This window comes from Streptomyces sp. ISL-100 (assembly GCF_018614615.1).
Classification (GTDB): domain Bacteria; phylum Actinomycetota; class Actinomycetes; order Streptomycetales; family Streptomycetaceae; genus Streptomyces.
In genome coordinates, this window is sequence record NZ_JAGGOK010000115.1 from 1 (window position 1) to 13,878 (window position 13,878).

At 69.1% G+C, this 13,878-nt stretch carries 11 protein-coding genes; 4 read left to right on the forward strand and 7 right to left on the reverse strand.

Annotation, left to right across the window (positions count from 1 at the left end):
* Positions 1 to 1,412: 1,412 nt before the first annotated feature.
* On the reverse strand, positions 1,413 to 4,790 hold the full coding sequence (locus tag J7E89_RS37475) for an NACHT domain-containing NTPase (protein ID WP_214980613.1): 3,378 nt from the start codon (positions 4,788 to 4,790) through the stop codon (positions 1,413 to 1,415).
* Between the two features lie 431 nt (positions 4,791 to 5,221).
* On the opposite strand from J7E89_RS37475, the gene J7E89_RS37480 reads away from it, so the two are divergent.
* Positions 5,222 to 5,932 (forward strand): M23 family metallopeptidase, encoded by a 711-nt coding sequence (locus J7E89_RS37480; protein WP_374196980.1) that lies wholly within the window; start codon positions 5,222 to 5,224, stop codon positions 5,930 to 5,932.
* Positions 5,933 to 6,018: 86 nt separating this feature from the next.
* Here the strand turns inward: J7E89_RS37480 and J7E89_RS37485 are convergent, their stop codons facing one another.
* A complete protein-coding gene (locus J7E89_RS37485) occupies positions 6,019 to 6,549 on the reverse strand; it encodes a TetR/AcrR family transcriptional regulator (protein WP_251061619.1) in 531 nt (176 codons plus the stop codon).
* Between the two features lie 157 nt (positions 6,550 to 6,706).
* Here J7E89_RS37485 and J7E89_RS37490 point away from each other — a divergent pair, with 157 nt between their 5' ends.
* From J7E89_RS37490 to J7E89_RS37500, 3 genes are all read left to right on the forward strand, one after another.
* Positions 6,707 to 8,350, forward strand: coding sequence for an MDR family MFS transporter (locus J7E89_RS37490; RefSeq protein WP_214980615.1), 1,644 nt, complete (start codon positions 6,707 to 6,709; stop codon positions 8,348 to 8,350).
* Positions 8,351 to 8,434: 84 nt separating this feature from the next.
* Entirely contained in the window at positions 8,435 to 8,884 is a 450-nt protein-coding gene (locus J7E89_RS37495) for a helix-turn-helix transcriptional regulator (RefSeq protein WP_374196982.1), read from the forward strand.
* A 109-nt stretch (positions 8,885 to 8,993) separates the two neighbouring features.
* Positions 8,994 to 9,443: a VOC family protein gene (locus J7E89_RS37500; protein WP_214980616.1), complete on the forward strand. Its 450-nt coding sequence runs from the start codon at positions 8,994 to 8,996 to the stop codon at positions 9,441 to 9,443.
* 44 nt (positions 9,444 to 9,487) lie between these two features.
* Here the strand turns inward: J7E89_RS37500 and cseC are convergent, their stop codons facing one another.
* The 5 genes from cseC to J7E89_RS37525 all read right to left on the reverse strand — a co-directional run bounded on the left by cseC (position 9,488) and on the right by J7E89_RS37525 (position 13,864).
* Positions 9,488 to 10,807, reverse strand: a complete 1,320-nt coding sequence (gene cseC, locus J7E89_RS37505) for a two-component system sensor histidine kinase CseC (protein ID WP_214980617.1) — start codon at positions 10,805 to 10,807, stop codon at positions 9,488 to 9,490.
* Positions 10,808 to 10,812: 5 nt separating this feature from the next.
* Positions 10,813 to 11,517: a two-component system response regulator CseB gene (cseB, locus tag J7E89_RS37510; RefSeq protein WP_214980618.1), complete on the reverse strand. Its 705-nt coding sequence runs from the start codon at positions 11,515 to 11,517 to the stop codon at positions 10,813 to 10,815.
* 54 nt (positions 11,518 to 11,571) lie between these two features.
* The gene (locus J7E89_RS37515; RefSeq protein ID WP_214980620.1) at positions 11,572 to 12,207 is read right to left on the reverse strand and encodes a hypothetical protein; all 636 of its coding nucleotides are present in this window, start codon (positions 12,205 to 12,207) and stop codon (positions 11,572 to 11,574) included.
* A gap of 20 nt (positions 12,208 to 12,227) precedes the next feature.
* Positions 12,228 to 12,785: a SigE family RNA polymerase sigma factor gene (locus tag J7E89_RS37520; RefSeq protein ID WP_214980621.1), complete on the reverse strand. Its 558-nt coding sequence runs from the start codon at positions 12,783 to 12,785 to the stop codon at positions 12,228 to 12,230.
* 158 nt (positions 12,786 to 12,943) lie between these two features.
* Positions 12,944 to 13,864: an A/G-specific adenine glycosylase gene (locus J7E89_RS37525; protein WP_214980623.1), complete on the reverse strand. Its 921-nt coding sequence runs from the start codon at positions 13,862 to 13,864 to the stop codon at positions 12,944 to 12,946.
* Positions 13,865 to 13,878: the final 14 nt, after the last annotated feature.

Here is a 13,878-nt window from a genome sequence, read left to right on the forward strand (position 1 = left end):
GGCAACCAGCAGGCAACGCCATGCACCGAGCACAGAGCACCCCGGGCGCGCGTGCGTTTGCCCGCGAATCGGGTCATTCGTTTGCCCTGTCCAATCGGATTCTGCGCGCAGTGACCTGACGGCCGGTCGGTTCTCGCGGTCGCGCGTAGGGGACCCCTGGCCTGGCCAGTCGTCAACTGTTTCTCGCTTGCCCTTGCCCGCGAGAGCACCGAGTCCGAAACCCGGCACGCCGACCGCCCAGCTTCCGGCCACACCCACCGCTCACACCGCTCACACTGTCCACGTCCGCCGATCGTCCACACTGTCAGGTCGAATAGGGGATCAGTCGTCTCAAGAAGTGCCCGGGAAAAGTGGGCATCCGCTGTCAGGGGGGCGACGGGGTCCGTCGGGCCCTCCGCCGGGCTTAAGAGATCGTCTCGTGCCGGGTGTGGTGAACTCCGAGCCAACGCCGATGCCGATGGCGGGCCGTTGGCGGGCCTACAGGGGCGCCTTCTGACGGGTTCGCCTCGTCCGGCCAAGGCGCAACGGAAGACTCGCCGCCTCGGGGCCACCGAATCCCCCTCCCGTCAGACGGCAGCCCGGCTCGCAGTTGAATCACGCCTGGACGGCCAACCGTGTGTCGGTGGGGACTGACGTGGCTCGCGGGGCATCGAGTGGTCCGAATCCATCACATGACGCCCACCCAGACCACCCCTATGCGAAGAAAGTGGGGTGAACTGGGCATGCGGGGTCCTCGTGTGATGGATTCGGACCACCGAGCCCCCCTTCGAGCCCCACCGAGCCCGCCGAGTGCCCAGAGTGCCGTCGAGGACGTCGGGCCGACCCCAGCGGCCGCGCGGGCGCGCTATCCGTCCGGCCGGACCATCGGCAGGACCCGCACCCCTGGGCAACCGTCCCCCCCACCCACACCGACCACGTGCTTGAGGCTCCACCGACCACCGGGCGGGGGCGGACGCCACACCCACCCGAGTCACCCCATTCAACTGTCGCGCCCCACCCACGCACCAGCCGGTTCGCAGGTCGGCACGATCGGGCGGCCGCCCACCACCGTGGGTGGCCGTGTGCGTGGGAATGGGGATGTCGCACCAGCGGCCGTTCCCGCAGTCGCTGAGCCTGGGGCCGCGCCACCCGCTCAACCTGTCGCGCCCCACCCACTCAGCCGACAGCCACCGAACCGACCTCCGCCCATCCCTCACCTCGCGTGCAGGGCGTTTTTCTTTGGGCCGTCCCCGTGGAAAGCGTTAGCGGTGGGCCGGGGCGGCGGGTCAAGGGTGGGCCGCAGGCGCATCGCGCAGCGACGCGACGCAGGAGCGCCCTTGACGCGCCGTCACGGCCCACCGACCCTGGAGCGCTCGGGAACGACCCGAATCCCCCAGACGCGATCCTTGGTTCCCCGGTTCCCCCGACCCCCCTCAACCGATCGTGCCTTCGGGGGCCTCGTAGCCGTACACCTCGGTGCTTTCAGGGAGGCGGTCTAGGCCGTGCACGACATGCGTGCCGAAGGGGAAGTAGATGTACTGCAGCTCCGTCAGTGTCGCCAGCGAGCTGACGTCAAAGGCTTCCGCTTCCTGCTGGGACTGGGACTGGGACGAAACACCTGCGAGCGAAACACCTGCGAGTGAAACACCCGTGAGGTTGGGGAACAGCTCCGGGACTCTGTCCAGCGCGGAGGCCGGGATTGCACCGTGGAGAACCAAGTACGCGACCGATGGCAAGGTCAGGGCATGCGGGGCGCGGGCAAGGCAGTCGATCGTTGCTACGAGGTCGTGCAGCCTGGGCAATCGGCCGATCTCCTCCCACTCTTCGACGTCCTGCGGGCCGCTCCGGGCGCCGAGTTGGAGGTTCTCCAGCGTCTCGCCGTATCTGCGGAGTCCCTGAAGGCCACCGGTTGGGCGGGCTGCCTCGTGGAGGTCCAGGGTAGTCAGGGGTGCCTGTGAGGGGAGATCCGTCATGGACCAGGCGGTGTCGTCCCCAGCGAGACGGAGGTATTGCAGGTGTTTCAGTCCCTTCAGAGGTGAGAGGGGGCTGAGGGCATCGCCACCGATCGTGGCCAGGCTGAGGGTTCGGAGGGGGAGGCCCTCGATGCCTGTCAGGTCCGTCAGCTGGGGGCAGTCGGAAATGTCAAGGCTGGAGAGGGCGGTCTGGCTGCGCAGGAAAGAAACGTGTCGCAGAGACGGGTTCTCGCGGATGCGAGCGTGGGTGAGAGTGGCCTCGGCCGCGTACGCCTGCAGCGCGTTCTCGGACAAGCGCCCCCTCGCATCGAGCCACGGCCGGGTGCCGATTTCGCCCAGGGCCGCGAGCTGGTCGTCAGTCGTAGCGGTGAAGTAGAGGTTCGTGGGGTCGGTACGGGCTATGACTTCTTCGGCGTACGGCCTCGTGTCGAACCTGGCCCAGGACCAGATGAGCTGAGCCCGGACGTGCTGGTTGGCGTGCCGGCAGAATCGGGCCAGGTACGGGATCGCGCGATCCGATGCCACATGGGACGCGGCGATGACCACAAGTTCGGCGGTTACTGCGTCTGCGTCTGCGTATGCGTCTCCGTCAGCGTATGCGGAGACGTCTGCGTCCGCGCCCAGCTCCTCCGGGCCCGGCAGCAGGTCCAGGATCACCGGCCCGGCCGCCGCGAGCTCGCGCGCAGCATGGGTGTCCGCCGGTGGGATCAGGGCCGCCGCGCGGTGTTCGACCTCCTGGCGTACGACGGGGGAGAGTTCGGCGGCGTCCTCCAGGCAGGCTGCCGCAAGGAGGTGGACGCGGGTACGTACCGCGGAATCCGCGTGGGCGTCTCCGTACGCGAGCAGGTCCGTGAAGAACTCCGCGCGCTCTCGCGGCCGCGCGTGGGCCACCGACATGCGGATGACGTCCTCCCACTGGTCGTCCGCCGCGTGTCCGACGAGGACGCCGAAGTCGCCCTCGTCGACGGCGGCGCGCGCGCCGAGGAAGTCCTGGAAGGTGCGGTGGATGAAGTCGACAGTTCCCGGGCTCGGCCGGCGCAGCAGACCGCTCCGGTGCAGGAAGTGGTCGAAGACCGCCTTCGTGTCGCCCAGCGCCGCCACCTCCGGGACAGCAGGAAGCGTGTCGGCGATGATGGCTTCCGCTCGTGCGCGGTCCATCTCCGTACGACCGTTGCGGATCAGCCAGTACGCGAGGCGCTGGAGGAGCTGGATCTGCGGCTCTTCGCGCAGTTCCGGTACGCCCATGTCGCGCTCGCGGTCGCGGCGTACCAGCAGCATGGAGAGCGCCGCTGTGTACAGGTCCTTGCGGCCGAGCGGGAGGAAGCCCCGGCGGTCGCGGTGCAGGGCGCAGATCAGGCCGCACATCAGGGGGTTGGTGGCCAAGTGGCCCAGGTCCGGTTTCGTTCGTACCGCTGTCCGGAGTTGGCGCTCGTACACGATCAGGGCTGCGTCCTCGTCCTCCGAGCCGGTACGGGCCGCCGCGTGCCAGCGCTTGATGAACGCCGCCACGTCGGCCGGGCTCATCGAGGAGAGCGTGAGCTCGGTGAAGTCCTCGTCGGCCAGCCAGTCCTCCCGTACGGCCGAGGGGCGGGACGTGACCAGCCAGCGGTTGCCGGGGTAGGTGTCGATCAGGTCGCTCAGCCAGGCGCGGGTGCGGGAGCGCTCGGCGTCCGGGATCTCGTCGATGCCGTCGACAAGGACGAGGGCGCGGCCCGTCGTGAGGACGCGGGCCTCCCAGCCGGGGGGTTGTTCCCCGGCGAGCGGGGAGCCCACGGCGGCCAGAAAGTCCTTGGGGGCGGGGAGGCGTTCGCCGTGGCGGGTGAGAGTGCGCAGCGGGAGTACGAACGGGATGCGGTCGCGGAGGTACGCCATGCGGTCGTCCAGGTCCTGGCGGGCGGCGGAGACCGCGAGCCACTGGACCAGTGTGGTCTTGCCGGAGCCGGCTTCGCCGCGCAGCAGAACGCGCTCGTGGTTGGCGAGCGCCTGGTCGGCGGGGCGGGAATCGAAGACGGCGGGGTGGATCGGCCCGGGCCACCTGGTGCCCCAGTCACCCGGCCTTCCTCGCGTGATCCATTCCTCGGAGAAGGGCTCCCGCAGGCCGGGCACGGCCCTCGTGCTCGTCGCTGTCGCCGTCGCCGTCGCTTCCAGGCTCAGATACGCCGCGTCCAGCGGCCACTTCCCCGGTGAATTGCTCAGGTCGATTCCGAAGATCGTCAGCTTGCTGTGCTTCTTCGCCATGTGCACCAGGTAGCGCTGCTCGAACGCCACGTCCTGCGCCCCCCGCAGCGGGCTGCGGGCGATGAGGGCGTCGACCTTGGCGATCAGTTCGCCCTGGCGGCGGCTCTGCGCGACCAGGGTCGCCGCGACGAAGGTCGAGCGCTGGGTGAAGAAGTGGACGATGTGCAGGCAGGTGGCGTCGAGCAGGCGCTCGTAGAAGTACGTCGCGTCCGCCGACAGGTGGCGCTCGGGTCTGTCGCTCGCGCGGCACAGCGCGCGCGCGAGCTCCGTGTGACCCATTTCGACCGCCTCTACGTCGCTCAGGGCGAGGTCTCCGAGGGAGTACAGCGTCGCGGCCAGGGCACGAACGACGGACTCTTCCTCATCAGCGGATATCGGCCGTTCGCCCGTACGCAGTGCCTGCTTGACCAGCTCGGCGGACAGTCTGCGCAGGTCGGTGCGGGTAAGGGTGCGCTTCTCGCCCTTGAAGGAGACGTAACCGGAGAGGCGGACCGGCTTGTCCACCAGGCCGGCGCCCGGGCCCTCCGCCACGAAGAGCTTCCTGACCAGTGGTCCGGCCACGCTCGATGCGAGGCGGGTGCCGATTACTGCGGGATCCACGTGCCGTCCCCCCGGGGCCTGTGCTGTCCAGTGGATCAGCGTATCGAGGGGTGCGGCGGTGACAAGGCGCACAGGCGTTTTGGGGTCTACGAGGCGGAGTAGTGGGCCTGTCGCGTGTGGGGCGAGGGACGTTTGGGTGGCAGGAGGGAGGACCTTCGGTCCATGGAGGGGGAAGGGGCGGAATCCTAGGCGGTGGGCCTGTTTGCGCCGGGCCCGCATGGGGTTGGCGTGGGGTTAAACCAGATGAAGTGGGCTTATTTAACTACTTCGGGAGTGTCTGGGCGATTGCGTCAAGAGTCGAATGCTTGATGATGCTAATACGGCTCTTGGTAGTAGATAGTCCATTTTGGGTGGGGCGGGGGCGCGGGTTACCAATGTGAAGCCAGCCCGGCGGACTGCCGGGTTCATTCACGCCTGGAGGTTCCCCCCGTATGACGAAGTTCGACATGTTCTCCCGCGCCCGCACCTCGTCCGTCCGTACCCGTCGCAACGCTGTCATGGCCGCCGGGCTCGGCGCGTCGATGATGCTGGGCACGGCGGGCGTGGCGTTCGCCGCCGAGGGGACCGCTGCCGCGGCCGTCGAGAAGCAGGCCGTGGTTCAGGCGAAGGCCGCCGACACTGCGAAGAAGGCCGCTGCCGACGCCAAGAAGGCCGCGGACGTGAAGAAGGCCGCTGCGAAGGCCAAGGTGGCGGCTGCGAAGAAGGCCAAGGCCAAGAAGGCGTCTTCCTGGGAGAAGCCCGTCAAGCGCTACTCGCTCAGTGCCACGTACGGCAAGGGCGGCGGCATGTGGGCGAGCAAGCACTCCGGCCAGGACTTCGCGGTGCCCGTCGGCACCCCGGTCGACGCCGTGCACGGCGGCACCGTCGTGAAGGCGGGCCCCAACGGTGGCGGTGACGGGCCGGCGTACGGCAACGCGATCGTGATCAAGCACGCCAACGGCACGTACTCGCAGTACGCGCACCTGTCCAAGATCCAGGTGACCCCCGGTGAGACGGTGAAGACGGGCGAGCGCATAGCCCTCTCCGGCAACACCGGTAACTCCAGCGGCCCGCACCTGCACTTCGAGATCCGTACGACGCCGAACTACGGCACCGCGATCAACCCGGTCTCGTTCCTCCGTGCGGAGGGCGTCAGCGTCTGACCTGCGTCAGCGCGTGACCGCGTGACCGAATGACCGCGCGGCGCGTGACGGCGTCGACGCGTGACCGGCGTGAGCGCGTGACCGCGTCACCGCGTGCCCCCCGGACCCTGGCCGTGTGCCTGGCTCACCAGATCGATGGCGACCTCGAGAGCAGCCTTGCGCTTCTCCTCGGGGTCGCCTTCGGCGTCCCTCAGTACGAACATCCCCGCGTGCATCGTGAAGAGCGCGCTGACGCAGCGGACCTGGTCGGTCAGCACCGCGTCCGGGTCCTTCACCAGCTCCAGCAGTACGAACATGCGCTCCTTGAACGTCTCGCCGATGCTCAGGTCGCGCATTGTCGCCTGGTTCTCGTGCATGAACCGGAAGAGGGGAGCGGCGGCGGCGAGAGCCAGGCTGTAACGGGTCAGGATCTCCTTCTTCGTCTCCAGAGTGCGCGGCTGCTCCTGCCCCCAGGCGATCAGCTCGTCCATGGGCCTGGTGAGGTCGTGGAAGAGGCTGATGATGATGTCTTCCTTGGTCTTGAAGTGGTAGTAGAGCGCCGCCTTCGTGACGTCGAGCCGCTCGGCGATCTCGCGCAGCGAGGTCTTCTCGTAGCCCTGCTCGGCGAAGAGCTCCATGGCGACGTCCTGAATGCGCTGACGAGTGTTGCCTCTGGACACGCTGCTCTCCCAAGAAAACTTACTTGACGCCCGGCTAGTTAGGGGTCTACCTTCCCCGAGTGTAGTCAACTTGCCGGGCGGCAAGTAAGTATCCGGGGAGCGGGGAGCGGGGACCATGGGCGCGACGAAGCGGCAGAAAAAGGCGACGCAGCAGGGGCAGCAGGGGGAAAAGAGCAAACGGGCGGCGGCTCAGCCGCGCAGTGTGCGGGTAGTGCTGCTCGCGCTGATGATCGCGATGCTGCTCGCCATGCTCGACAACATGATCATCGGCACCGCCATGCCGACCATCGTCGGCGAGCTCGGCGGCCTGGAGCACCTGTCCTGGGTCGTTACGTCGTACACCCTGGCCACCGCCGCCTCCACCCCGATCTGGGGCAAGCTCGGCGACCTGTACGGACGCAAGGGCATCTTCCTCACCGCCATCGTCGTCTTCCTCCTCGGCTCGGTCCTCAGTGGAATGGCCCAGGACATGGGCCAGCTGATCGGCTTCCGCGCGATACAGGGACTCGGCGCGGGCGGCCTGATGGTCGGCGTCATGGCGATCATCGGGGACCTGATACCGCCCCGCGAGCGAGGCAAGTACCAGGGCATGATGGCCGGCGTGATGGCGCTCGCCATGATCGGCGGGCCGCTGGTCGGCGGCACGATCACCGACCACCTGGGCTGGCGCTGGAGCTTCTACATCAACCTGCCGCTCGGCGCGGTCGCCCTGGCGATGGTCACCGCCGTACTGCACCTGCCCAAGAAGGAGCGGTCACAGGCGCGGATCGACTACCTCGGCGCGGGGCTGCTGACGGTCGGCATCACGGCGATCGTGCTGGTCACGACCTGGGGCGGTACGGAGTACGCCTGGTCCTCGGCCATCATCATGGAGCTCATCGCGGTCGGTGTCGCCGCACTCGTCGGCTTCCTCTTCGTCGAGGCCAAGGCCGCCGAGCCGATCATGCCGCTGCACATCTTCCGCAACCGCAACTTCACGCTCATGTCGGTGATCGGCTTTCTGACTGGCTTCGTCATGTTCGGCGCGGTGCTCTTCCTGCCGCTGTTCCAGCAGTCCGTCCAGGGCGCTTCGGCGACCAACTCCGGGCTGCTCCTGCTGCCGATGCTGATGTCGATGATGGTCGTCTCGCTGATCGCGGGCCGGATGACCACCAACAACGGCAAGTACAAGATCTTCCCGATCCTCGGCGGCGGACTGATGGTCGCCGGACTGCTGCTGCTCGCCCAGATGGACACCGGGACTTCGCGGCTGACCTCGGGCGTCTACATGGCCGTGCTCGGCGCAGGCATGGGCTTCCTGATGCAGATCACGATGCTTGTCGCGCAGAACAGCGTCGAGATGAAGGACATGGGCGTCGCGTCCTCGTCGACGACTCTCTTCCGTACGCTCGGCAGCTCCTTCGGCGTCTCGATCATGGGCGCGCTCTTCACCAGCCGGGTGCAGGACGCGATGGCCGAACGGGGCGGGTCGGCAGCCACGCAGCAGTCGGCGCAGCTGGACGCGGCGAGCCTGGCGAGACTGCCGGACCAGGTGCGGGAGGCGTACCAGTTCGCGGTGGCTTCCGGGACGCAAGCGGCGTTCCTGCTGGGCGGGATCATCGCGGTGATCGGGTTCGTGGCGGCCTTCTTCGTCAAGGAGGTGCCGCTGCGGGGCGCGGGGCCGCAGGCGGCGGCGGATGGCGGTGACGCCGGTGGCGGTGCCAATCGCGGTACTGGAGCCGCCGGCTCCGGTCGGGTCAAGGTCAAGGAAACCGCCTGAGCCCACGAGCTCCCGCGACCCAACGGCCCCCGCAATGCGCCTCGGCGCCGGGGGCCGTCAGTGCCGCATGTCAGCATCGAAGACGTGGACACCACGACTCCGGCGACCGCGCACCTGGCACACCTGCGACAGTTGCGCCTTGCCAAAGACGCCATGGACCGCGACTGGGCCGAGCCGCTCGACCTGGACGCAGTGTCGGCGCATGCCGGTTATTCGAGGTACCACTTCATCCGGGCCTTCAAGGCGGTGTACGGCGAGACGCCCGGCCAGTACCTGTCACGCAGACGAATAGAGCGCGCCGAAGAGATGCTGCGCTCGGCCAATCTGTCCGTCACCGAGATCTGCGTGCTGGTCGGCTTCACCAGCCTCGGCACCTTCTCCGCGCGCTTCAAGAAGCAGACCGGGCTGTCGCCTCGCGACTACCGCACCCAGCACGTCCGGCGCGGGGCCGCGCTGATACCCGGGTGCTACGCGATGCTCTGGGCCGGAGCCTTCCCCGAGATGAATGACCGCAATTCTGAGGAAGCGCGGTGAAGCGCCCGCTGCCTACGGTGACGGTGCAGCGCCGAAAGCCGCACAGATGGCGGCACTGATAGCCGCACTGACAGCGGCACCTTAAAACACCGCCTCCGAGGAGCTCTCCATGATCAAGGGACTTGCCATTTCCACCGTCTGGGTCCTCGGCCAGGACCGGGCCAAGGAGTTCTACACCGAGAAGCTCGGACTCGAAGTCCGTACGGACATGACCATCGGCGAGGGCGGGATGCGCTGGCTGACCGTCGGGGCGAAGGACCAGCCCGACGTCATGCTGACGCTCATGACTCCGGGGCCGCCCGCGATGGATCCCGAGTCCGCCGACGCGATCAAGAAGCTCGTCTCCAAGGGAGTGCTGGGAGCCGGTGTCCTGGCCACGGACGACGTCCACGGGGACTACGAGACGCTCAAGGCGCGCGGGGTCGAGTTCCTGCAGGCGCCGCAGGAGCGTCCGTACGGCACGGAGGCGATCTTCCGGGATGACTCCGGGAACTGGTTCTCGTTCACCCAGGCCCGGGAGGGCGGCGAACTCGACATGGAGAAGGACTGGGCCTGCTAGCCCAGGCCCAGGCCCAGGCCCAGGCCCAGGCCCAGGCCCAGGCCCTAGGCCCGCGACCCGACGTCGGGCAGTTCCGGCAGCTCGGGCAACCGCACGACCGGGAAGCTTCCCGTAGTGGTCGGCGCGTGTTCCGGCAGCCACAGAACCGCGATCGCGCCGCCGTCCTGGTGCGCGTTACGGAAGGTGAGGCGCGCCCCGAGGACGCGGGCCTGGCCGGCCGCGATCGTCAGGCCCAGGCCGTGCCCGCGGCCGGCCCGGTCGCTGCTGCCCGTACGGAACCGGCTCGGCCCCTCCTTCAGCAGCGCCTCGGGGAACCCGGGCCCGTGGTCCCGTACCCGTACTACACGGCCTTCGACCGTGACCTCGAAGGGCGCCCTGCCGTGCTTGGCGGCGTTGCCGAGGAGGTTGCCGAGGATGCGTTCCAGGCGGCGCGGGTCGGTGTTCACCCACGACTCGTGCACCACGCGGATCTCCGCGTCCGGGTCGAGGAGCGCGACCCGGCGGCTGACGAACTCGCCGAGCGCGATCTCCTGAAGCTCGGCCCGCTCCGCCGCGCTGTCGAGCCGGGCGACCTCCAGCACGTCCTCGACGAGCGTCCGCATCGCCTGGGCCCGGTCGCGCACGAGCTCGCTGGGGCGGCCGGGCGGCAGCAGCTCGGCCGCCGTGAGCAGACCGGTGACGGGGGTGCGCAGTTCGTGGGCGATGTCCGCGGTGACGCGGCGCTCCGCTTCCAGCCGCTCCTGGAGCGCGTCCGTCATGGCGTCGACGGCGCGCGCGAGCTCGTCGGTCTCATCGCGTACGAGGCCCCCGATGGCGTCCCGTACGCGAACTTCCGTATTGCCCTGCGCGACCTTTCCGGCGGCGGTGGCTGCCTTGCGCAGGCGGCGCGAGAGCTGACCGCCGATCAGCACGCCGAGCGCGCAGCCGCCGAAAACGACCGACACCGAGCCGATGACCAGGGCGCGGTCGAGTTCGTCCATGATCGTGACGCTGCGGTCCGTGAACCGGGTGTGCAGGGACAGGACGTCGCCGTTGCCGAGAGGGGCGGCGGCCCATACGTCGGGCACACCGTTGTGGCGCTCCGTGACATAGGTCGCGCGGCGGCCGTTCGCCATGCTCGCCTTGAGCTCTTCGGGCAGGGCCGGGTCGTTGAGCTTGGTGCCGAACTTGGGCTCGCGCGAGGACTCGTACCAACGGTGTGCGAACTCCAGGCGCTCCACCTGTACGTCGCGTGCGTTGTCGAGCATCGAGACGCGGGCCGAGTTGTGCACGACGAGGCTGAGCGCGATGGCGATGAGTGCGCCGACGGCGGCGATGGCGATGCTGATCTTCCAGCGGACGCCGGTGCGCAGTGCGAGGCGCATGGTGCTCAGGCCTTCAACTTGTAGCCGAAGCCCCGGACCGTCTCGATGCGGTCCTGGCCGATCTTGGTCCGCAGGCGCTGCACATGGACGTCCACGACCCGCGTGTCCCCGCCCCACCCGTAGTCCCAGACCCGCTCCAGCAGCTTGTCGCGCGACAGCACCGTGCCCGGCGCGGACGAGAACTCCAGCAGCAGCCGCATCTCCGTCGGCGTCAGCCCGACCGGCACGCCGCCCTTGCGGACCTCCATGCCCTCGGTGTCGACCTCCAGGTCACCGAAGACGAGCAGCCCGCCGTCCGGCCCCGCGCCGTCGTCGTACGTCCCGCCCGCCGCCCGGCCCGCATGCCCGAAGCGGCGCAGCACCGCGCGGATACGGGCCACGAGCACCGCACCGTCGAAAGGCTTCGTCACATAGTCGTCGGCCCCCGCCTCCAGGCCCAGTACGACGTCGATCGAGTCGGCCCGCGCCGACAGCATGATCACCGGCACCGTCGACTCGTCCCTGATACGCCGGCACAGGCTCACGCCGTCCAGGCCGGGCACCATCACATCGAGCAGCGCGATGTCCGGCTGGTCGCGGCGGAAGGCCTCAAGACCGGAAAGCCCGTCGGGCATGGCGGTGACCACGAAGCCGTCGCGCTCCAGCGCGAGCTGTGTTGCCTCGCGGATGACGTCGTCGTCCTCCACGAACAGGACATGGGTCTCGGCCATCCGCTGCTCTCTGTTCTCTCAGTTCTTCGAGTTCTTGGAGTTCTTCGAGTTCTCTCAGTTGCCCGACGGGGCGGGCGGATCCTGCTCTGATCCGTCCACGTCGCCGTCCCCGCCGACCGCACGGCTGAAGTCGTTGTGCACCTGGTCGTGCAAGGTGAACTTGTTCCCCGCCCAGCGGTACGTGATCACTTCTTCGCCGGACGGATACGCCATGGGGTCGTTCTCCCCGTAGACCGGCTTCGTCAGCACCAGGTCCCCGCGGTCGATCTCCGCGTACACCGCGGGCGCCTCGGCGGCGAAGACGTTCTCGTACGCGCCCCCGTCCTGCCGGTACACGTACGTCCCGATGCCCACGGCGTCCCCGCACGTCATCACATTCACCACGACGTCATTGGCCGGCCCGCCGGTCAGCTTCCCGTACGACGCGTCGACCGGGTACTCGTCCTTGACGCACGGCTTCAGGTCCCGCTTCACCGTGTCGCTGACCTTCGGGTCGTCCCGGAGCAGCGCCACCGGGTTCACCAGCTTCCTGGCGGGCGGCGTCGACTCGCCTGCCGAAGGAGTCGCTCTGGCGACCGGATCCGTACGCGCCGGACCCGCGTCCCGCGCGCCCGTCCCCCCGGCATTGCACGCCACCACAAACAGGCCGACGGCGGCGACGCCGGCCGCCGCCGTGCCACCCGCCGCCACTGAGAACCTGCCGCCCCTGCCTAGGCCGCGCAACGCTCCATCCCCCGTTCGTCACCCTGCTCCGCACGCTCCAGGGCGTGCGCGTCCAGTTCGCGGCTCTCCAGCTCCTGCCGGAGACGGGCCAGCGCCCGGTGCAGCGTGCTCTTGACCGTACCTGCCGACATGCCGAGCGCCGCGGCCGTCTCCTCGGTGCTCATCTGCTCCCAGTGTCGCAGCACGACTACGCTGCGCTGCTTGGGTGCCAGTACGCCCAGTATGTCCATCAGCAGGGCGCGGTCCGCACGCTGTTCGGCGCCGTCCTCGACGCTCGCGTCCGGCAGCTGCTCCGTCGGGACCTCTTCGAGCTTGCGGGCACGCCACCACTCGGTCCGCGTGTTGATCATGACGCGGCGCAGATAGGCGTCGGCCAGGGACTTGTCCGCGATGCCGTCCCAGCGGCCGTACGTACGCACCAGCGCGGTCTGGAGAAGGTCCTGGGCGTCCACCGGATCGGGGACCAGACGCCTGGCGCTCCGCAGCAGAGCATCCTGCCGAGTGCGTACGTACTCTTCGAATTCGAGCACCTCGCCGTGCGCCATGTCAGAACCGCCTCCGTCCCACTGCCAAACAGACCCCGTGACCTGCTTGATTACGGCGATGACGCTACGGAGGCGTTGTCACGGCACTGTGCGGGTCAGCCGTCGGCAAACGCACGGCTGTCCATCGGTTGTGTAACGGAGTTGTGGTCAGGCTGTGGTCATCCCAGCGGCAGCCGGTAGACGCCGTTCTCCAGGGGCTCCACGAGCCCGTCGGCGACCAGCCCGTCCAGCGCCCGCGCCCGCTGCACCGGTTCGTGCCACACCGCGTCGAGCGCCGCCTGCGGCACCGGATCAACGGCGTCCCTGAGGACGGCGAGGAGCTTGCCGCGCACCTGGCGGTCCGTACCGGCGTACGTCTGACCGCGTCGCGGCGCCCCGACGTGTGCCGGCTTGCCCGCCAGCCGCCACGCGCACTGCTCCGAGACGGGGCAGCGCCCGCACTCCGGGCTCTTCGCGGTGCACACGAGCGCGCCGAGCTCCATGGAGGCGGCCGCCCAGCGGGCCGCCCGAGCCTCATCGCCGGGCAGGAGGGAGCGGGCGAGCCTGCGCTCGGCGGCGGTGGTGGCGTTCGGCGGGTACTGGATGCCGCTGACCGTACGGGCGAAGACACGCCGGACGTTCGTGTCGAGGACCGGGTGCCGCTGGCCGAACGCGAAGGAGGCGACGGCCGCGGCCGTGTACTCGCCGATCCCGGGCAGGGCCAGTAGCTGGCCGTGGTCGCTCGGTACGTCGCCGTTGTGCCGGTCCCCTATCGCCACGGCCGCGCCGTGCAGCCGCAGCGCGCGGCGCGGATAGCCGAGCCTGCCCCAGGCACGGACCGCGTCACCGGGGGCGTCGGCGGCCAGGTCGGCGGGGCGCGGCCAGCGTTGCATCCACTGCTCGTACACCGGGAGGACCCGGCTGACCGGCGTCTGCTGGAGCATGAACTCGCTGACCATCACGCCCCAGGCGCCCGCTTCGGGGCGGCGCCAGGGAAGGTCGCGGGCGTTCGCGTCGAACCACGCGATGACGGGGGAGTGGAGGGCCGCCGTGGCGGCGGCGTCGGTCGCGTTCGTGGTGATCTCGCTTGTCGCAGTCATGGCACCACCGATCC